15 protein-coding genes and 2 tRNA genes are annotated in these 17,935 nt (G+C 57.1%); 8 read left to right on the plus strand and 9 right to left on the minus strand.

Annotated elements, in window-relative coordinates; translation table 11 throughout:
• Window positions 1–49: 49 nt before the first annotated feature.
• Genes ABU178_RS12235 through ABU178_RS12245 form a run of 3 tightly spaced genes read right to left on the minus strand, consistent with a single transcriptional unit; the run spans window position 50 to window position 3,537 of the window.
• Window positions 50–1,072, minus strand: coding sequence for an ABC transporter permease (locus ABU178_RS12235; protein WP_397215794.1), 1,023 nt, complete (start codon window positions 1,070–1,072; stop codon window positions 50–52).
• A 24-nt stretch (window positions 1,073–1,096) separates the two neighbouring features.
• Complete coding sequence (locus ABU178_RS12240; protein ID WP_397215164.1) at window positions 1,097–2,581, minus strand: sugar ABC transporter ATP-binding protein; 1,485 nt, start codon at window positions 2,579–2,581, stop codon at window positions 1,097–1,099.
• A 32-nt stretch (window positions 2,582–2,613) separates the two neighbouring features.
• Window positions 2,614–3,537, minus strand: coding sequence for a sugar ABC transporter substrate-binding protein (locus tag ABU178_RS12245; protein ID WP_397215165.1), 924 nt, complete (start codon window positions 3,535–3,537; stop codon window positions 2,614–2,616).
• A gap of 507 nt (window positions 3,538–4,044) precedes the next feature.
• Here ABU178_RS12245 and ABU178_RS12250 point away from each other — a divergent pair.
• Window positions 4,045–4,120, plus strand: a tRNA-Asn gene (locus ABU178_RS12250).
• 82 nt (window positions 4,121–4,202) lie between these two features.
• Here ABU178_RS12250 and fusA read toward each other — a convergent pair.
• Entirely contained in the window at window positions 4,203–6,299 is a 2,097-nt protein-coding gene (gene fusA, locus ABU178_RS12255; protein ID WP_397215167.1) for an elongation factor G, read from the minus strand.
• 217 nt (window positions 6,300–6,516) lie between these two features.
• Here fusA and ABU178_RS12260 point away from each other — a divergent pair, with 217 nt between their 5' ends.
• The 4 genes from ABU178_RS12260 (at window position 6,517) to ABU178_RS12275 (ending at window position 9,880) form a co-directional block, all read left to right on the plus strand.
• On the plus strand, window positions 6,517–6,828 hold the full coding sequence (locus ABU178_RS12260) for an ArsR/SmtB family transcription factor (protein WP_397215169.1): 312 nt from the start codon (window positions 6,517–6,519) through the stop codon (window positions 6,826–6,828).
• Window positions 6,829–6,907: 79 nt separating this feature from the next.
• Window positions 6,908–7,552, plus strand: coding sequence for a TetR family transcriptional regulator (locus tag ABU178_RS12265; RefSeq protein WP_397215171.1), 645 nt, complete (start codon window positions 6,908–6,910; stop codon window positions 7,550–7,552).
• Between the two features lie 64 nt (window positions 7,553–7,616).
• Window positions 7,617–9,020 carry a D-arabinono-1,4-lactone oxidase gene (locus ABU178_RS12270; protein WP_397215173.1) on the plus strand — a complete coding sequence of 468 codons (1,404 nt, stop codon included), beginning with the start codon at window positions 7,617–7,619 and terminating at the stop codon, window positions 9,018–9,020.
• Window positions 9,021–9,037: 17 nt separating this feature from the next.
• Window positions 9,038–9,880, plus strand: coding sequence for a glycosyltransferase family 8 protein (locus tag ABU178_RS12275; RefSeq protein ID WP_397215175.1), 843 nt, complete (start codon window positions 9,038–9,040; stop codon window positions 9,878–9,880).
• Window positions 9,881–9,913: 33 nt separating this feature from the next.
• Here the strand turns inward: ABU178_RS12275 and ABU178_RS12280 are convergent, their stop codons facing one another.
• A complete protein-coding gene (locus ABU178_RS12280) occupies window positions 9,914–11,734 on the minus strand; it encodes a DNA/RNA non-specific endonuclease (protein ID WP_397215178.1) in 1,821 nt (606 codons plus the stop codon).
• Between the two features lie 174 nt (window positions 11,735–11,908).
• Between ABU178_RS12280 and ABU178_RS12285 the strand changes: the two genes are divergently transcribed.
• Window positions 11,909–11,984: transfer RNA gene (locus ABU178_RS12285), tRNA-Asn, on the plus strand.
• Between the two features lie 82 nt (window positions 11,985–12,066).
• Here ABU178_RS12285 and ABU178_RS12290 read toward each other — a convergent pair.
• Window positions 12,067–13,089: an LLM class flavin-dependent oxidoreductase gene (locus tag ABU178_RS12290; protein ID WP_397215179.1), complete on the minus strand. Its 1,023-nt coding sequence runs from the start codon at window positions 13,087–13,089 to the stop codon at window positions 12,067–12,069.
• A 276-nt stretch (window positions 13,090–13,365) separates the two neighbouring features.
• Here ABU178_RS12290 and panE point away from each other — a divergent pair, with 276 nt between their 5' ends.
• Window positions 13,366–14,280: a 2-dehydropantoate 2-reductase gene (gene panE, locus ABU178_RS12295; protein WP_397215181.1), complete on the plus strand. Its 915-nt coding sequence runs from the start codon at window positions 13,366–13,368 to the stop codon at window positions 14,278–14,280.
• A 1-nt stretch (window position 14,281) separates the two neighbouring features.
• Here the strand turns inward: panE and ABU178_RS12300 are convergent, their stop codons facing one another.
• A complete protein-coding gene (locus ABU178_RS12300; RefSeq protein WP_397215183.1) occupies window positions 14,282–15,055 on the minus strand; it encodes a YdcF family protein in 774 nt (257 codons plus the stop codon).
• 100 nt (window positions 15,056–15,155) lie between these two features.
• Between ABU178_RS12300 and ABU178_RS12305 the strand changes: the two genes are divergently transcribed.
• On the plus strand, window positions 15,156–16,229 hold the full coding sequence (locus tag ABU178_RS12305) for a LacI family DNA-binding transcriptional regulator (RefSeq protein WP_397215185.1): 1,074 nt from the start codon (window positions 15,156–15,158) through the stop codon (window positions 16,227–16,229).
• Window positions 16,230–16,273: 44 nt separating this feature from the next.
• Here the strand turns inward: ABU178_RS12305 and tmaR are convergent, their stop codons facing one another.
• Window positions 16,274–16,594 carry a PTS system regulator TmaR gene (tmaR, locus tag ABU178_RS12310; protein ID WP_215846430.1) on the minus strand — a complete coding sequence of 107 codons (321 nt, stop codon included), beginning with the start codon at window positions 16,592–16,594 and terminating at the stop codon, window positions 16,274–16,276.
• A gap of 160 nt (window positions 16,595–16,754) precedes the next feature.
• A complete protein-coding gene (locus tag ABU178_RS12315; protein WP_397215187.1) occupies window positions 16,755–17,813 on the minus strand; it encodes an FUSC family protein in 1,059 nt (352 codons plus the stop codon).
• Window positions 17,814–17,935 lie beyond the last annotated feature (122 nt).

Consider the following 17,935-nt stretch of genomic DNA (forward strand, 5'->3'; position numbering starts at 1 on the left):
GCACCTTTTTGCTTATCGGGCTGTCAGTCAGATAACTTATATCCCCCCATCAGCGTTTCTTACGGTTGCGGTGCATGTCGATGGAAACCGCCGCCACGATAATGATCCCTTTGATGATGTCCTGCACATAGGCATCCACCCCGACAAAGGTGAAGCCGCTCTTAATCAGCCCGAGGATCACCGCGCCAATCAGCGTTCCTGTAATGCGTCCTACGCCACCCATCAGGCTGCTGCCGCCAATCACCGCTGCTGCGATGGCGTCCAGCTCATAGGACATCCCCATGCTCGACTGTCCGCTGCTGACGCGTGCAGCCAGCACCACGCCCGCAAGTCCGGAGAGCGCGCCCGCAATGGTATAGACAATAATCAGGTACTTGTTAACTTTAATCCCGGAGACCTTGGCGGAGGTCATGTTGCCGCCGATGGCGTAGACATATTTTCCGTAGCGCGTATGTTTCAGCGCGATATGGAAAACCAGTGCCACCACCAGAAAGATAATCACCGGCATTGCGCCCTGGCCGATAGAGGTAAAGCCATCGGAGAGGAAACTGATCGGGTTGCCTTGGGTATAATATTGCGCCAGGCCGCGTGCCGACACCATCATTCCCAGCGTGGCGATGAAAGGCGGAATGCCGGTACGGGTAATCAGTACGCCATTGACCAGCCCGCACAGCAGCCCCACGCCTATCCCGGCCCCAATGGGGATCACCGCAGGCATGTTAACCAGCGAAGGAAACATCGGCGACAGGCTGTCCGAGGTTTGCGCCAGGCTGGCGGCCACCACCGCCGTCAGGGCGATTACCGAGCCAGAGGAGAGATCGATACCGGTAGTAATGATGACCTGCGTCACGCCCACGGCGATAATGCCGATAATCGCTACCTGCAACACAATCAGCACCAGACGATTGGGATTCAGCAGAAAAGACTGGTCGCGAACATACCAGCCGGCTATTTCGAAAACCAGCGCAATGCCGACCATCACGATAAAAATACCGGTATCTTTCGGCAGCTTATGCCGCAGACCGGCAAAGAACGATGTGGATTCAGTTGCCCGTGGGGCAGTTACTTTAATATTGCTCATAGAATGTCTCGCGCCTCACTCGGATGCCAGCGACAGAATGGTTTCCTGATCGGCTTCTTCTTTATCCAGAATGCCGGTAATACGACCTTCGTGCATCACCATCACCCGATCGCTCATACCCAGAATTTCCGGTAGTTCAGAAGAGACCATGATGATAGCCACGCCGCGATTGGCCAGTTCACTGATCAGACGATAAATCTCCGCCTTGGCCCCTACGTCGATGCCGCGTGTCGGCTCATCGAGGATCAGAATTTTGGGCTGGGCCAGCAGCCAGCGGGCAATCAGTACCTTCTGCTGATTACCGCCGCTCAGGTTATTGATGATTTGGTCCATGGTCGGCGTCTTGATGTTGAGACGACGAATCTGCTCCATGCAGTCCTGCGCCATTTTTACGTGGCTGACAAAACCGCTTTTGCCGATGTAATCCGGCATATTCACGATGCTCATGTTCTCCAGCACCGAGAGCACCAGGAACAGCCCTGACTTTTTGCGATCCTCCGTCAGGAACGCCATGCCTTTTTCAATCGCGGTAGAGGGAGAATCGATATCCGTAGGCACCCCATCAATCAGCACTTCGCCGCTGTCGAAATGCGCCATGCCGAACAGGCACTCCATCACCTCGCTGCGCCCGGCGCCCACCAGCCCGGCCACGCCAAGGATTTCGCCGCGGCGTACGGTAAAGCTGATGTCGTGGAACAGATCTTTGCTGGTGAGGTTGCGCACCGTCAGGACTTCTTCGCCGATGGCGTTGTTGAATTTAGGAAAGAGCTGGGTCAGCTCACGCCCGACCATCTGGGTAATCAGCGACTGACGGGTAAAGCTGGCGGTGTGATCGCTGCCCACCCAGGCGCCGTCACGGAAGATGCTGACCTCATCAGTGATGGCAAAGATCTCATCCATTTTATGGCTGATATAGATAATCGCTTTGCCCTGCTCACGCAGATCGCGAATGATGGTAAACAGGTGCGCCACTTCCCCTTCGGTAAGCGCGGAGGTGGGCTCGTCCATGATCACCACGTCCGCGTTCCAGGAGACCGCTTTGGCAATTTCCACCATCTGCTGGGCGGCGATGCTGAGATCGCCCACCAGCCGGTCGGCTCTTAGCTTGATATTGAGTTTGTTCAGCAGCTCCTGCGTCAGCTTGTTAAGCCTGCCGTGGTCGACAAAGCCATACTTCATCGGCTCGCGGCCCAGCCAGATATTCTCGGCTACCGTCATGTAGGGCACGAGGTTCAGCTCCTGATGAATCATCGAGATGCCTGAATGCAGCGCGTCCATGGTGTCCTGGAACTGCACCGGCTCCCCTTTAATGCGAATGGTGCCGGTATCGGGACGGTAAATCCCGATCAGGCATTTCATTAAGGTAGATTTGCCTGCGCCATTTTCGCCCATCAAGGCATGTACCGATCCAGGACGCACGCGTAGCGAGACGTTATCAAGAGCTTTCACCCCGGGGAAGAACTTGCTGATGCCTTCAGCTTCAAGCGCAAAAGCGGTCATACATCACCTCCGTACTGCTGGGACGTAAACGGTTATTTAAGGTTAAGGCTGGCGAATTTGGCGTAGTTCTCTTTGGTGATCAGCTGGAAGGGAATATCTACTATCTTCTGTACCTCTTCACCCTTCGCCAGTTTCACCGCAGTTTGCACCGCGCCTTCACCCTGTCCTTTGGCATCCTGAAACACGGTGGCAACCATTTTGCCGTTCTTGATCATTTGCAGCGCATCGGGCGTGCCATCCACACCGGCAATCAGCACGTTATCGCTGTTTTTACCTAACGCCTGTAATGCGCCGATCGCCATTTCGTCGTTGTTGGAAGCAATGGCGTTGATATCATCGCCTGCGGTCATCCAGTTGCTCACCACATCGACCGCATCGTTACGCATGAATTTCGCTGTCTGCTTCTGAACGATTTTGATATTCGGATATTTTGCCACTACCGCTTCCACGCCTTTGGTGCGTTCGCGCGTGGATTCGTTAGCCAGATCGCCCAGCAAAATGGCGATATTGCCTTTGCCGTTCATCGCTTTTGCCAGCGCTTCCATTTGCAAACGGCCAGCCAGCTCGGAATCGGATCCGACATAGGCCATCTTGCCCGCCAGCTCAGCCGCAGGACGGCGGTTAACGAAAATCAGCGGGATATTGGCCTTTGTCGCCTGCTCCATAATGGGCTTCACGGCGTTGGTATCAACCGGGTTGACGATAATGGCGTCCACCCCCTGGCCGATAAAGTTCTGAACCTGCTGAAGCTGCTGTGAGACGTCGCCTTTGGCGTCTTCGATCTGGCCTTTCACCCCCTCTTTCTGCATCTCTTTCTGCATGGAAGTCCGGACAATGGTGAGGAAGTTGTCATCAAACAACGCCATAGAAACGCCAACCTGGATATCTTTTGCCATCGCGGCGGCAGGCAACATGCAGGCTAACAGGGACGTTACGATCGCTTTTTTAAAGTTCATGGGTAACCCTTATTCATCGTTAACTTGCGCAGGGTGCAGGCAGATGAATGAAAAATATCTTTTACATTCGCTCAACCTCACCGGCGGTTTTCATCTGCTTTCAGAGCTAAGGCCGACGGAAATCACATTTTTTTCAGCTTCGGGCTCCTTTATCGCAATCTCTTGTTTCATCAGAAGTTAATTTCAACACGGCGTTTCAATTCAGGGAACGGATCGCTGCGGTGATGCAACGCAGTTCATTTGTTCCAAATTTATTTCTTTTGAAATTTTTATCATAAAAGCACTGAAACGCTTGTTTTAAAATCGGCAGATAACAAAACTTTGACTTGCCTCTAACATCTGCAGAGAAAAGCGTTTAAAGTGAGATCCTGTTGGCAGTTTGAAATCTCGCCAGGTGTGATGAAAAAGCGGCAATTCGCTGCTTTTGCGAGCGTTTGAACGCGATAGGGCAAAGAGTGTTTTGACAACGCACATCGGCGTCGTTAATATTCGCCCCGTTCCAACGATTCCTCTGTAGTTCAGTCGGTAGAACGGCGGACTGTTAATCCGTATGTCACTGGTTCGAGTCCAGTCAGAGGAGCCAAATTCAACGCCCCGGCCTTTGCAAAAAGACCGGGGCGTTTCTGTTTCAGCGTTAAATTAGCGGCTTCCCTGCCCGCCGCCCGCTAGTGTCGGGAGGCGATAATCGCTTCGGCGACGTTGCGTGGCGCTTCGGCGTAGTGGTGAAACTCCATGGTGTAGGTGGCGCGCCCTTGCGACATCGAGCGCAGCGCGGTGGAGTAACCAAACATCTCCGCCAGCGGCACCTCGGCGCGAATCACCCGTCCGCCATAGCGTTCATCCATGCCCTGTACCGCGCCGCGCCGCGCCGAGAGATCGCCCATCACGCTGCCCGCATAATCTTCCGGCGTCTCCACTTCCACTTTCATCACAGGTTCGAGGATCACCGGATCGCTCTGCCTCACGGCCGCTTTGAAACCCAAAATCGCCGCCATGCGAAACGCCATTTCCGAGGAGTCAACGTCATGATAAGAGCCAAAGGTAAGCGTGGCTTTGAGATCCACCACCGGATAGCCCGCCAGGATGCCGTTATTCAGCGCTTCACGAATCCCTTTTTCCACCGAAGGAATGAATTCGCGCGGCACCACACCGCCTTTAGTGGCATCTTCAAACTTAAAGCCGCTGCCCGCCGCCAGCGGCTCCAGCGTCAGCACCACATGACCATACTGACCTTTACCGCCGGACTGGCGCACAAATTTTCCTTCCACATCGCGGGCCGCTTTGCGGATGGTTTCACGGTAGGTCACCTGCGGACGTCCGATATTGGCCTCGACGCCGAACTCGCGCTTCATGCGGTCAACAATGATCTCCAGATGCAACTCACCCATGCCGGAGATAATGCTCTGTCCCGACTCCTCATCAGTGTGCAGGTGAAACGAGGGATCTTCCGCCGCCAGCCGCTGTAGCGCGATGCCCATTTTCTCCTGATCGGCTTTGGTTTTCGGCTCAATGGAGAGCGAAATCACCGGATCCGGGAACTCCATGCGCTCCAGGGTAATCTCCGCCTGCGGATCGCACAGGGTTTCGCCGGTGGTCACCTCTTTTAATCCTACACAGGCGGCAATATCCCCCGCGCGGATCTCTTCCACCTCGTGCCGCGCGTTGGCGTGCATCTGCACAATGCGGCCGATGCGCTCTTTCTTGCCTTTTACCGCGTTATACACGCTGTCGCCCTTGTGCAGCACGCCGGAATAAACGCGCACAAACGTGAGCTGCCCGACATAAGGATCGCTCATCAGCTTGAAGGCCAGCGCGGAGAAAGGTTCTTTGTCATCTGCATGACGTTCCGCCGGCTGCCCTTTGGCATCAATGCCCTGCACCGCTGGCACGTCGATGGGCGACGGCATCAGCTCGATCACCGCATCGAGCATGCGCTGGACCCCTTTGTTTTTAAAGGCGCTGCCGCACAGCATCGGCTGAATCTGGTTAACCAGAGTAAGCTGACGCAGCCCCTGAATTATCTCCTGCTCATCAAGATCGCCCTGCTCCAGATATTTATCCATCAGCGTTTCCGACGCCTCCGCCGCGGCAGAGACCATCTTTTCACGCCACTCCTGAGCCTGTGACAGCAGTTCATCAGGGACAGGCGCATAGCTGTAGCTCATGCCCTGGGTCGCATCGTCCCAGTAGATGGCGCGCATTTTGATCAAATCGACCACACCGCGAAAATGCTCTTCGCTACCGACGGGAATCACAATCGGCACCGGCCTGGCCTTGAGGCGATCGATCATCATCTGTACCACATGGAAAAAGTCTGCGCCCGGACGATCCATTTTGTTCACAAACGCCAGCCGCGGTACGTGATATTTGTTCGCCTGGCGCCAGACGGTTTCCGACTGCGGCTGTACGCCACCCACCGAGTCGTACACCATCACCGCGCCATCCAGCACGCGCATGGAACGTTCCACCTCGATGGTGAAATCGACGTGTCCGGGCGTGTCGATAATGTTGATGCGGTGCGGCTCAAAGCTGCGATCCATGCCCGACCAGAAGCAGCTTACCGCCGCAGAGGTAATGGTGATCCCGCGCTCCTGCTCCTGCGCCATCCAGTCGGTTGTTGCAGCGCCATCGTGCACTTCCCCGAGCTTGTGGCTTATTCCGGTGTAGAACAGAATGCGCTCGGTGGTGGTGGTTTTTCCGGCATCAATGTGCGCGGAAATGCCGATGTTGCGATAACGCTCGATAGGAAAGGATCGGGGCATGATGCGTCCTTAGTCACTGTGACAGTAGGCGGACCGGCGTTATTGCCAGTCGCGAGTCATGAATTCATCACAGCATAGTACAATTGTACGCGTATATACGAACAGTTTGCGCTAAAATCAGACAGCGGGCGGCGCAGAGTCTCCGCCGGTAGTTTGCTATAGTAGCCATGCGCTGGCGCTGAACACCGCCTTTGTTTTGACGCTGTAAAGGAAGACTATGATTGCTAACCATCCGGAAACGGAACAGATACGCCTGGAAAATGTGCTTTTTGCCCTGGGTAACCCGCTGCGTCTGGCGATTGTCCGCACGCTTGCCATTGAAGGCGAGCAGGCCTGCGGCACTTTACGTCGTGACGTCGCACGATCAACCATGACCCATCACTGGCGCGTGCTGCGCGACAGCGGCGTGATTTGGCAACGGCCGCAGGGACGAGAAAATCTTATCTCGCTGCGCCGGGAAGATCTCAATGCGCGCTTCCCCGGCCTGCTGGAGACGCTGATGGAAGTGATGGAAGCTTGTGAATCCTGAGCCTTTGCATCACGTTACGCCACTTGCCTGCGATCCCGCTGTGCTACCATGCGGGTCCGGCCTTCCTGTTATTTGAACCATGACTGAAACATTAAAACGAAAAAACGATCCGGAAGGATTGAAAAAACGCATCGTCGCTGGCGCGCTGAAAACCTTTGCTGAATTCGGCATGCAGGGCGCACGCCTGGAGCAGATTGCAGAACACGCGCAGACCACCAAACGCATGGTGGTTTACCATTTCGGCAATAAAGAGAACCTCTACATCGAGGTGCTGGAGCAGGTTTATCAGGCGATTCGTCAGCATGAAACCGGCCTGAACCTCGCCAGCCTGCACCCGGAAGAAGCGATGACGAAACTGGTGGAGGCGAGCTTCGACTACCACGTCTCTCATCCCGATTTTATGCGTCTGGTCTGTACGGAAAACCTGCTGCGTGGCCGCTATATCAGCCAGTCGGCACGCATCAAAGCGCTGAATAAGAGCGCGCTGGATCTGCTGGATGACATTCTTTCCCGTGGGCAGCAGCAGGGCATTTTTATTCAGGAGGTACAGACCATTGATGTGCATCGCCTGATCAGCAGTATCTGTGTACACCATGTTTCAAACCGCTATACCTTTAACGCCCTGTTCAGCCCGGATAACAACGAAGCGGAAAGTATCCACCGCAACCGCCAGTTAGCCGTCACGGCGACACTGCGCTATGTCCGTAAGATGCCTTCGGCGTAAGCCGCTCCGTTTCCCGCTGCTGTGATGGTCTACGCTTGGTAAAGATAAACGGAGCCGCCACAGCATGTTAATAAGGAACGCAGCAGTGAACTCAGATCCTCTTCTCTATCCCTTGCGCCACATCGATGCCGTCCGCCAGAGCGACAGTTTGTGGAACTGGGCCCAGAATGCGCAGCTGGGTAAACAGCATCAGCTGCATCGGCCAGAAAACGAGGCGGCGCTTCAACAGCTGCTGGCGCAGCATAGCGGCAAAGTGCGCGTGCTTGGCAGTCGTCTGGCACCGGGACGGATGCTGAGCGTGGCGGAAGACGATCTGCTGCTCGATCTCAGCGGGCTGAGCGGCCTGCTGCATAGCGATGCGGAGACGGTGACCTTTGGCGGCGGGACGCTGCTGAAAACCCTGTACAACACCCTGACCGGGATGGATCGTATGCTCGCCTCTTCACCTGGCGTGATCGCCATCCAGACCCTGGCGGGTGCGATGGCGACCGGCACGCATGGCCAGGGTTTACAGCAAAGTTCGCTGGCCGATGAGGCGCTGCGCATTCGCATGGTGTTGGCCGACGGCAGCATACGTGAGTTTGACCATGATGACCCCGACTTTTCCGCCGCGCAGGTTTCGCTGGGCGCGCTCGGCATCGTTACGGCGATCACCCTGCGCACGCAGCCGTTTCGTGTTTTTACCTGTCATAAAAAGGCTGTGTCAGACGCGAATCTTGAGCGGGATCTGCTGCACTGGAACAACGACTATGAGCTGAGCAAAGCCTGGTGGTTTATTGATGACAACCTGATGCACGTCTGGAACGCGCACCAAGCCACGCCGGAGGAGCAGCAGCGCTGGCAGCAGAACCACAATATGGTGGTGGAGCACGCTCACAAAGGCGACAGCCGCCTGAACAATACGCTGGATCAAACGCTGGCCCATATGCACCGCGATACGCAGATCCACGGCAAAGGCGGCAAGCAGTTTCGTACCGTGACGCGCTTTCGCGACTTTACCGACGTGACCGGCGATATCTATCAGCTTTTTTGTCGCGGCATCGCCGTTCCGCAGATCAACGTTGAGATTGGCGTGGCGCTGGAACGAACCCCTGCGGTTATCAGTCAAATCAAGCACTGGTATGCGGAAAACCGGCCACATATGCATTATCCGATTATTTTGCGCTGTACCGGGCCATCTGCGGCCTGGCTCAGCCCCGCCTCGCAGCAGCCCACCTGCTTTTTTGGTTTTGTGGTCTATTACGCCGACGACGGCTCGCTGTCGCAGGAGGGTCTGCATTTTCTTACCGAGGTGGAGAAGCTGCTGGCGGCGGAAGGCGGTCGGCCGCACTGGGGGAAATATTACGATCCTCAGCGCTATGTCTGGCGCGAGATTTATCCGCAGTGGGATGCGTTTCGTGCGGTGCGTGACGCGCTCGATCCCCAACGAAAATTCAGTAACGACTACATCACCGCACTCTTTGATTGATGCACACAGGGGGAAAGATGTTTGCCTGGGTAACACTATTAACACAGCCTGATTACCTGCCGGGCGTAAAAGCTTTGCACCATTCGTTGCAGCAGAGCAAAACGCGCTGGCCGCTGGTGGTGATGGTCACCGACGCCATTGCCATCCGCGATCGTGAAGCATTGCAGGCGGAGGGCTGCGTGATCCATCCGGTTGAGCCACTCGCGCCGCCTGCCGATCTGCCGCACCATTACGCCTCGGCGCAGTTTGCTGAAGTCTGGACCAAACTGCGCGTCTGGCAGTTAACCGAATGTGAACGCGTGGTGTTTCTCGATGCCGATATGCTGGTTTTGCAGAACATGGATGAGCTTTTTACCCAGGATTTGGCTGATAACCTGCTGGCTGCCTGCCACGCCTGCCGCTGCAATCCCAACAAGGTTGTTACCTATCCTGAATCCTGGCAGCCGGCGCATTGCCACTACACCTGGCAGGAGCGCAATGAAGCGGCGCCCGCCTCGCTGGATCGCTATCTGAACGGCGGCTTTCTGCTGCTGAAGCCGGACAACGCGGTATTCAACGAGCTGGCCGCGCGCGTTACGGCCATCAGCGATCTCGCGGCTTATCCTTTCTCCGAGCAGGATCTGCTGAATGAAGTTTTCGCCGACCGCTGGCTGCCGCTTCCCTGGTTTTACAACGCGCTGAAAACCTTGCCCTATCAGCACCCGGCCATCTGGCGACGGGAGGCGGTAAAGAATCTGCATTATATCCAGGCGAAGCCCTGGAAACGCGATCTTAATCAGCCGGAAAGCGAGCGCGATCGTTATTACGATCTCGACAAGCTGTGGTGGGAGAAAGCGGGCGCGCAGCCCGCTAAGCGCTGAGGATTTTCATCTTTCGCAGTGGGCCGGAGGTGATTAAAGCAGATCGCGCCATTCCATAATTAACGCAGCCGGTAAAGGTTCGGCCCGTAGGGCGGGTTCCGGCTGCCAGCTGTCCCAGTCGCGAAATGCGGCGAAATCAAGGCCGGTCAGCTGCTCCAGCCCGCTGACGGTGATGCGATATTCATCGACATTGGGCGCAGCATCAGGCTGCGCCTGTGGCAGCAGACGGCGCGGCTCATCCAGCAGCATGGCTTGAGAGACCAGCAGCGCCGTAGCCTGCGGTTTGCCTTCCGGGCCGAGACGCAGCACTGCTTTCCAGTACATTAGCGGCACTTTTGCCTCGCCATATTGCCGCCACTGGTCATTTAACACCGGCCCGGTCAGCACGGTAATCTGCCGCTTGTCTTGCAAAACGCCGAATTCCAGAATATATCGTTCAACGCCCTGCCAGTATTGCAGGCTCTGATTAAAGCGAAAGTGTTGCGGCGAGCAGTTGGTAAAATGGAAGGTATCTTTGTTGGCGCGCACCGCCTGTTCAGCGCTGCCCCAGGTGGGATCGCTGCGGCGCGTCAGATGACCACGATCGAACCAGCGGCTGAATTCGCGATAGAACGCCTGACCCAGCATGTAGTCGCTGTCGATGCGGCTATCCTCATACCAGCTGTCCGCCTCCGGCAGCAGCGAGGGCTGACCGCTTCCGCGATCGATAGTGATATAACGCGCGCCATCAATGTTGGTGGCGGTCAGAAACGCCAGACGACGTTCCGCGCTCATCAGTAAAGAGAAATGTTCATAATTGAGTATCGCCTCGCTGCCCTGCCTGCCGTCACGCAGCGGCGCCACCTCAGCCGCGCGCGGGGCGACGATCTCCGCCAGCGCCACCCTTTGTCCCTGCACGAAATCGGCCTGATAGCCGTCGCGATTGGCATAGTTGCTGTCCGGCGCTGCGGCGGTAAAAGCAGCAAACGGTCGCGCGCTTGCGTCCGCGTTTAACGCGCTCAGCAGCAGCGGCTGCATCGGCTCCGGCAGCTGCGACAGCGCCCCTTTCAGCCAGTCCACCAGCGCGCTGACGCGAATTCCCTCGTTGATGCGCGCCCCGCCCGGCGTCTCCTCAACGCTGCCATGATGCAGAGCAACCAGTTGCCAGCCATCGTTAAACACCGGCGCGCCGGACGAACCTTCATCGCTGTCGGCGGCGTAATGCAACAGCTGTTCATGCCGCGCCAGCAGCGGGTTATTACGCAGGGTAAGCTGCTGCGGCGCACCGCCCGGATGGTGGATCAGGTTCAGATTGATGCCCAGCGCATGTTTATCGCTGCGGTCACTGAGGACGATGACACCCGGCAGGCGGCTATCCGCCGGGTTGAGCGCCTCGCCCAGCGCAATAAGCGTGCAGTCAAACGTCTCCAGCGGGCTGGTGAGCCAGAAGCGTTCCGCATCGACATGATAAAGCTTGCCGGACTCTGTCTCGCCCGCCGCCGTTTGCCAGTAACCAAATTCCAGGGTGATCGATCCTTTGCGCGGTTTGGCAGGCAACACATGATGATTGGTGATAAACAGGCCGCCATAAGTCAGAAAGCCGGTGCCTTTCGGTATGCCCTCTTCACGCACCAGCGCCACGGCGCGGGCGCAGGCCATGCCCTGCTGTAAAAAAGCGCTGGGCAGGAAATCTGTCTGCCCGCCGGTAATCACCGTTTGTCGCAGCCGCTGCTGAAAGGCGTAGCGCTGCGCACGCGCTCTGTCCGGCTCCGCATCGTGCGTGGCGTTACGTTGCAGGGCGCGCCGGGTTTGCTGACGTTGTTCACGCGTCAGCATCAGCCGGGACGCGATCAGACGTTCAGGTTCATGTTCCACACGCTTCTCCCGTTGAGAATTTTCACCTGCCTTAACCATAGCCGCTGCCCGTGACGCGTGCATGGCGGCAGAATCGTCAGCAACTGGTGCTTTATTCAGCAGTCGATAAAAATTGTGAAAAAGGGCTTTGACAAGCCCTGCCCTGCCCGATAATATGCGCCCCGTTCCAACGATTCCTCTGTAGTTCAGTCGGTAGAACGGCGGACTGTTAATCCGTATGTCACTGGTTCGAGTCCAGTCAGAGGAGCCAAATTCAACGCCCCGGTCTTTGCAAAAAGACCGGGGCGTTTTTCATTGCGACAAAATCAGCTGCGGCCTGGCCGCAGCAGCGCTTAGCGCCAGCCCAGCGCGGGGGCGACGTGCTTCAGAATCGATTCAATGACGTGTACGTTGTACTCCACGCCCAGCTGGTTCGGCACGGTGAGCAGCAGCGTATCCGCTTCCGCAATCGCCTCATCTTTTTCAAGCTGTTTCACCAGCGCATCCGGTTCGCCAGCATAGCTGCGGCCAAAGATGGCGCGAGTTTTCTCGTCGAGGAAACCGATGGAATCCCCCTCCTGACCGCCGCGTCCAAAGTAGGCGCGATCCATCTCGTTCACCAGCGCAAAGATACTGCGGCTGACGGAGACACGCGGCTCACGGTTATGACCAGCCGCTTTCCAGGCTTCACGATAGGCGCGAATCTGCTTCGCCTGCTGAATATGGAACGGCTCGCCGGTTTCATCATCTTTGAGCGTGGAGCTTTGCAGATTCATGCCCATCTTCGCCGCCCACTCTGCCGTGGCGTTGGAGCCGGAACCCCACCAGATACGCTCACGTAGACCTTCCGAGAAGGGTTCGAGGCGCAGCAATCCCGGCGGATTCGGAAACATTGGCTGCGGATTGGGTTTGGCAAAACCTTCGCCGCGCAGCACCTCAAGCAGCGTTTCGGTATGACGGCGGCCCATATCGGCGTCCGTCTCCCCTTGCTGCGGCGCATAGCCGAAGTGGCGCCAGCCCTCGATCACCTGCTCAGGCGAACCCCGGCTGATGCCGAGCTGTAAACGGCCACCGGCGATCAGATCGGCCGCACCGGCATCTTCAGCCATATAGAACGGGTTTTCATAACGCATATCGATAACGCCGGTGCCGATCTCAATACGGCTGGTTTTAGCGCCGACCGCAGCCAGCAGCGGAAAAGGCGAGCTGAGCTGACGGGCAAAGTGGTGGACGCGGAAATAAGCGCCATCGGCACCCAGCTCCTCCGCCGCCACCGCCAGATCGATCGACTGCAACAGAACATCCTGCGCCGAGCGGGTGGCCGACTGCGATGAGGGCGTCCAGTGACCAAAGGATAAAAAGCCAATCTTTTTCATAGTGAAATTTTCCTCGTGAGCCTTTCAGGCCCTGACGTGATCATTCAGGTTTCGATGCCAAAAGGTTACGCCAGACACGAGGTGACTGATAGCCAATAGTTTTCGCGCGCATCATCAACTTTTTTGCACAAGCTGGAAAATCATCCTCATTGCCCCTTTGTCAGGCGCCAGAGGTCGATCACGGCGCTGCGTGTACAATTTTACACCTTTAAACACTGGAAACCCCTGGGGGTGCGCTTTATGGTAGAAGTTTCACTTTCAAGGAAAAACAGAACGATGCGAATTCTTATTGTGGGCGCCGGAGCCACCGGCGGTTATTTCGGCGCGCGTCTGGCGCAGGCGGGACGTGACGTTACTTTTCTGGTGCGTGAACGACGCAAGCAGCAGCTGGAGCAGCAGGGTTTACAGGTGCAAAGCCCGCTGGGCGATTTCACCCTAACGCCCAATACCCGGCTGGCGAGCGAATTGAACAGCGCATACGATCTGATTATCCTGACGGTGAAGAGTTTTGCGCTGGAGCAGGCGCTGGAAGATATCGCACCGGCAGTGGGCGAACAGACGCTGATCATGCCGATTCTTAACGGCATGCGTCATATCGATACCCTGCGTCAGCGCTTCGGCGCGGAAAAGGTGATTGGCGGCTTGTGTAAGATCCATGCCACGCTCGGTCCGCAGGGCGAAATCGTGCAGATGTCGCCTCTGCATCAGATCTTTTACGGCGAGCTGAGCGGCGAAAACGGCGAACGTTTGCAGGCGCTGGATGAGGCGTTCAGCGGCTGCGGCGTTGATAATATTCTCACCGAAACCATTCTCAGCGACCTGTGGGAAAAATGGCTGCTGCTGAGCACGCTGGGCGCAGTGACCTGCCTGTCGCGCGGCAATACGCAACAGATATTACAGTCGCCCGGCGGCGAAACCCTGTTGCAGGGGCTGTTCAGCGAAATCCTTGCGGTGATGCGCGGCGACGGCTATCAGGAGCGGCCTGCGGTGACGGCGAAAATTTATGAAACGCTGAATAATCCCGCCACGCCGATGACTTCCTCCATGTACCGCGATCTGAACCAGGGCAACGCCGTCGAGGCGGACCATATTATCGGCGATCTGCTGGCACGCGCCACGCGCAACGGCGTGTCGACGCCGCTGCTGAATGCGGTTTACGTTAATCTGTGCGTTTACCAGCACGCCCGCTAAGTTAACGGCTGATGCGCGCTTGGATCTCCGGCACGCGCATCAGCCTTTGCCACGCCTCCTCTACCGCATCCGGCAGCGCAACATGGCCGAAGTATCCTTTGCCGCGTGGGCCGTAACCCTGCTCATCGTCACGCAGACGCTTCACCTCTCCCATCAGCAGGGAGATAAAGCGCTCCAGCGACCATAACCCCTGCGCCTGCGCCCCGGTGATGCGCGTCATCCCGTTATCATCCACCAGCTGCGGCTGAAATACCGGCCAGCTGATAAACTGCGGCGCATCGGGACGATCGCGCCACTGCCAGCGAAAGGTTTCCGTGGCGCGCCGCTGCAATAGCGGATCCTGCACCAGCACTACACGCTGCGGCTGGATGTTGCGCTCATCCAGCAGTTTCTGGCTGTAAGCCGCATTCTCACCGCCGTTGCGGGAGGTGGTTTCCAGCAGCAGTTGATCCTCCTGCAGAGCGGCAAAGGTTTGCGCGATGGCCGCCAGCATTTCCGCCTCGCTTTTGCCGTCGGTAGACAGATCATGGTAAAGCGGATGTGTCGCCATTGCCTGCGCCAGCAGCGGCGTGGCGTGGCCGATTCCGCCGCTGATCAGCAGCGGCAGCTGATATTTTTTCGCCAGCGCGACCGCCCCTTCGATATTGGGCAACACCGCATGACCGGCAAGGATCACCAGATCGGCACTGTCATCTCCCTGAGGAGCCAGTTCATCCAGCGCCAGCCAGGCGGCAATGATATTTACATCGCGTATCTCGTTCTGCTTGAGCGGCATCGCTTTCTCCCGTGGGTGGTTTTGCGCAGTGTAGCGCCTGCGGTCGGGGAGGCGAGGAAAAAATTTGCTACACTCGCCGCTCTGACTTCAGGAGAGAACAATGACTTCGCGCGCTAAAACCCTGGATGACGTCGCCCGCCTGGCTGGCGTCTCCTACCAGACCGTGTCACGGGTGCTTAACCGCTCGGCCCAGGTTTCCGCGCAAACGCAGCAGCGGGTAGAAGCGGCGATGCGGCAGCTTAACTACGTGCCTAATCGCGTTGCGCAGCAGCTGGCGGGAAAAGCCACGCGTACGCTCGGACTGGCGACCAGCGATCTGGCGCTGATGGCGCCTGCGCAGATCGCCTCTGCCATTCAGCACCGGGCGGTGGCCCAGGGTTATCATCTGGTGATTGCGATGGCGGCGAAAAGCGGTGTTGAAGCGGCGCGCGCCACGGTGAACGAGCTGCTGGCGCAGCGCGTGGATGGCCTGTTGATCAATCTGCCGCTGGAGAATGCGGATGCGCAGCAGTTGCAGGCGCTGTGCGGCGAAAAGCCCACGCTGTTCCTTGATGTGGCGACGGAGGCTGAGGTCGCGCAATGTCAGTTCAGCAGCACGGCGGGCGCACAGCAGGGCGTGGCGCATCTGCTGGCGCTCGGTCACCGCAACATCGGCCTGCTGAACGGGCCTGAGCATTCAGTGTCTGCCCGTCAACGCTTTCACGCCTGGGAGGAGGCGCTGGCGGTGCATCAGCTACGTCCATACTGCGTGCTGACCGGCGACTGGAGCGCCCGTTCCGGCTATCAGGCGGTGATGTCGCTGCTGCCGCACAACCTGCCGCAGGCGCTGCTGGTGGCCAACGATCAGATGGCGCTGGGCGCGATGCGTGCGCTGCATCAGCACGGCGTGGCGATTCCGCAGGAAATTTCGCTGATTGGCTATGACGATACGGCGGAAAGCGCCTGGTATCAGCCGCCGCTGACCACGGTGCGGCAGGATTTGCAGCAGCTGGGAGAGGTGAGCGTTGACCGGCTGTTGGCCCGTCTCAATATGGAAGCGGCTCCGCCGTCGGTGCTGGAGACCACGCTGGTGCTGCGCGCCACCACCGCGCCGCCGCCGTCAGGCAAACCGGATATGCAGCAGCTGGCGCGTCAGCTTCAGCGTATTGCGCGTCAGCTGGACGAGCATCAATAAAAAAGCGGCCCTCAGGCCGCTCTTCTCTTAATATTCTGTCAGGTTTACTGCGCTTTCGGCTCGCCCATGGATTTGATCTTTTTCGACAGATCGCGGCGCTCTTTTGACAGATCGGCATTTTTGATGATGTACTCATCGACGCGATCTTCATAGTCGACACGCATGGAGGCGATAATTTCCTGAATCGCTTCGATGCTCATGCCCGGCTTGATGTATTCGCTCAGGTTGTCCAACAGCAGCACACGTTTCTGGTTATCACGAATCTTCTTTTCATTGTCGTGAATTTCGCGCTGCAGCTTGTTCTTACGGCGGAACATACGCACAAACTCCAGTACGTCCTGAAATGATTGCTTGGCATTTTCCATGATGGCACCTTTCATTGGGCCTGCGTGGCAGGCGTAATAGTCATGACCTTCAGCTTAGCGGCTTGGCAGCCCCGTAAGCAATTTTCACATTTAAAATCGGACTGGCGCTTATCTTAGCGCAAAGAGGCGGCGATTCACATTAAGTCATTGTCTGATGAAACTATTTACGCAGCGCCAGGCGAATCAGGTCTGTCTGGCGCTCCAGCTGTTTCGCCAGCTCCAGGCTGAGCCAGACGTAGCCGTAAATCGGCGTCTCTTCCAGCCGCTCGCTGCCCGCATCGGCAATCAGCTGTTTCAGTTCGCGGCTAATCTCTGCCAGCTCATGACTGTTAGCCGCCAGCTTGTCGGTGTTGCCATTCACCAGCATCACAGAGAGCGCACGTAGGGTATTTTCCGTCATCTCCTGCGTACGCCGCAGCGTGGTGGCGTTAAGCATAATCAGATGACTTTCGCGCGACGCCCACCAGGCATTAATCTGCATCTCCACCGTGTAAACCATATTACGGTTGATGGTCTGAATCGCTTCAAACACCGATTTTGGAATGCGCGTCTCTTTACTCGACGGCTCCAGCAGCGCGCGCATTTTAATTACGCTGCTCAGCAGTCGTTGCAGCGGTTTATTGAGGCGCGGTTTGTCTACCAGGTTGGGGGAAAACCCGGCGTGATAGATTTTCGCCATCGACATAAAGGTATCGGAAAGCTGGATGCGCCAGTGCAACCAGGCACGCTGCGCCCAGATGGCGCTGAACAGCAGAGCCATCAGCGACCCCAGTATCACATCGCCGCCGCGCCACAGGGCCAGGGTGAAGTCACCCGCCGGGGCGCCCACCACCACGCTCAGGGTAATGCCGATCAATAACGCCATATAGGGATGTTTGCCAAGGGTGAGAAAACCGCAGACAAACATCACCACGGCGCACCAGGCCAGCATGCCGGGCAGCGAAATCAGCTCCAGCTTCAGGGCGATCAGCCCCGAGATCGAACCGGCGAGGGTGCCGCCGATACGCTGTATGGCGCGGGGAAAGACGTTTCCCCAGGAGGAGATCGGTCCCATCACCACCACCAGGGTGATCAGCGGCCAGGTGCCTTCCGGGATTTTCGTCAGCCGGACAAAGAGAAAAGAGAGAATAAACGCGATGGCGATACGTACGCCATGCACGCTGCGATAGTGGCGATATAACCAGAACTCAACTTTCGATAAGGGTTTGTCAGGGCGCAAAATGGCTTTCCGGCGTCAGGGACTTTTCGTGCGTTATTTTACCCTCTGTGTTTGCACAGCATTAGCATCACTTCTACATTTCAAAACAGTATTGACGCTCTCTTACAATAATCAACATAGCG

The sequence above is a fragment of the Pantoea osteomyelitidis genome (assembly GCF_044342975.1).
Taxonomy (GTDB): domain Bacteria; phylum Pseudomonadota; class Gammaproteobacteria; order Enterobacterales; family Enterobacteriaceae; genus Pantoea; species Pantoea osteomyelitidis.

Bases quoted from the DNA above. Each gene is read 5' to 3' on its own strand.
- ABU178_RS12240 (WP_397215164.1), bottom strand. From the start codon at position 2,581: ATGACCGCTTTTGCGCTTGAAGCTGAAGGCATCAGCAAGTTCTTCCCC.
- ABU178_RS12245 (WP_397215165.1), bottom strand. From the start codon at position 3,537: ATGAACTTTAAAAAAGCGATCGTAACGTCCCTGTTAGCCTGCATGTTG.
- fusA (WP_397215167.1), bottom strand. From the start codon at position 6,299: ATGCCCCGATCCTTTCCTATCGAGCGTTATCGCAACATCGGCATTTCC.
- ABU178_RS12260 (WP_397215169.1), top strand. From the start codon at position 6,517: ATGATTGCTAACCATCCGGAAACGGAACAGATACGCCTGGAAAATGTG.
- ABU178_RS12265 (WP_397215171.1), top strand. From the start codon at position 6,908: ATGACTGAAACATTAAAACGAAAAAACGATCCGGAAGGATTGAAAAAA.
- ABU178_RS12270 (WP_397215173.1), top strand. From the start codon at position 7,617: ATGTTAATAAGGAACGCAGCAGTGAACTCAGATCCTCTTCTCTATCCC.
- ABU178_RS12275 (WP_397215175.1), top strand. From the start codon at position 9,038: ATGTTTGCCTGGGTAACACTATTAACACAGCCTGATTACCTGCCGGGC.
- ABU178_RS12290 (WP_397215179.1), bottom strand. From the start codon at position 13,089: ATGAAAAAGATTGGCTTTTTATCCTTTGGTCACTGGACGCCCTCATCG.
- panE (WP_397215181.1), top strand. From the start codon at position 13,366: ATGCGAATTCTTATTGTGGGCGCCGGAGCCACCGGCGGTTATTTCGGC.
- ABU178_RS12300 (WP_397215183.1), bottom strand. From the start codon at position 15,055: ATGCCGCTCAAGCAGAACGAGATACGCGATGTAAATATCATTGCCGCC.
- ABU178_RS12305 (WP_397215185.1), top strand. From the start codon at position 15,156: ATGACTTCGCGCGCTAAAACCCTGGATGACGTCGCCCGCCTGGCTGGC.
- tmaR (WP_215846430.1), bottom strand. From the start codon at position 16,594: ATGGAAAATGCCAAGCAATCATTTCAGGACGTACTGGAGTTTGTGCGT.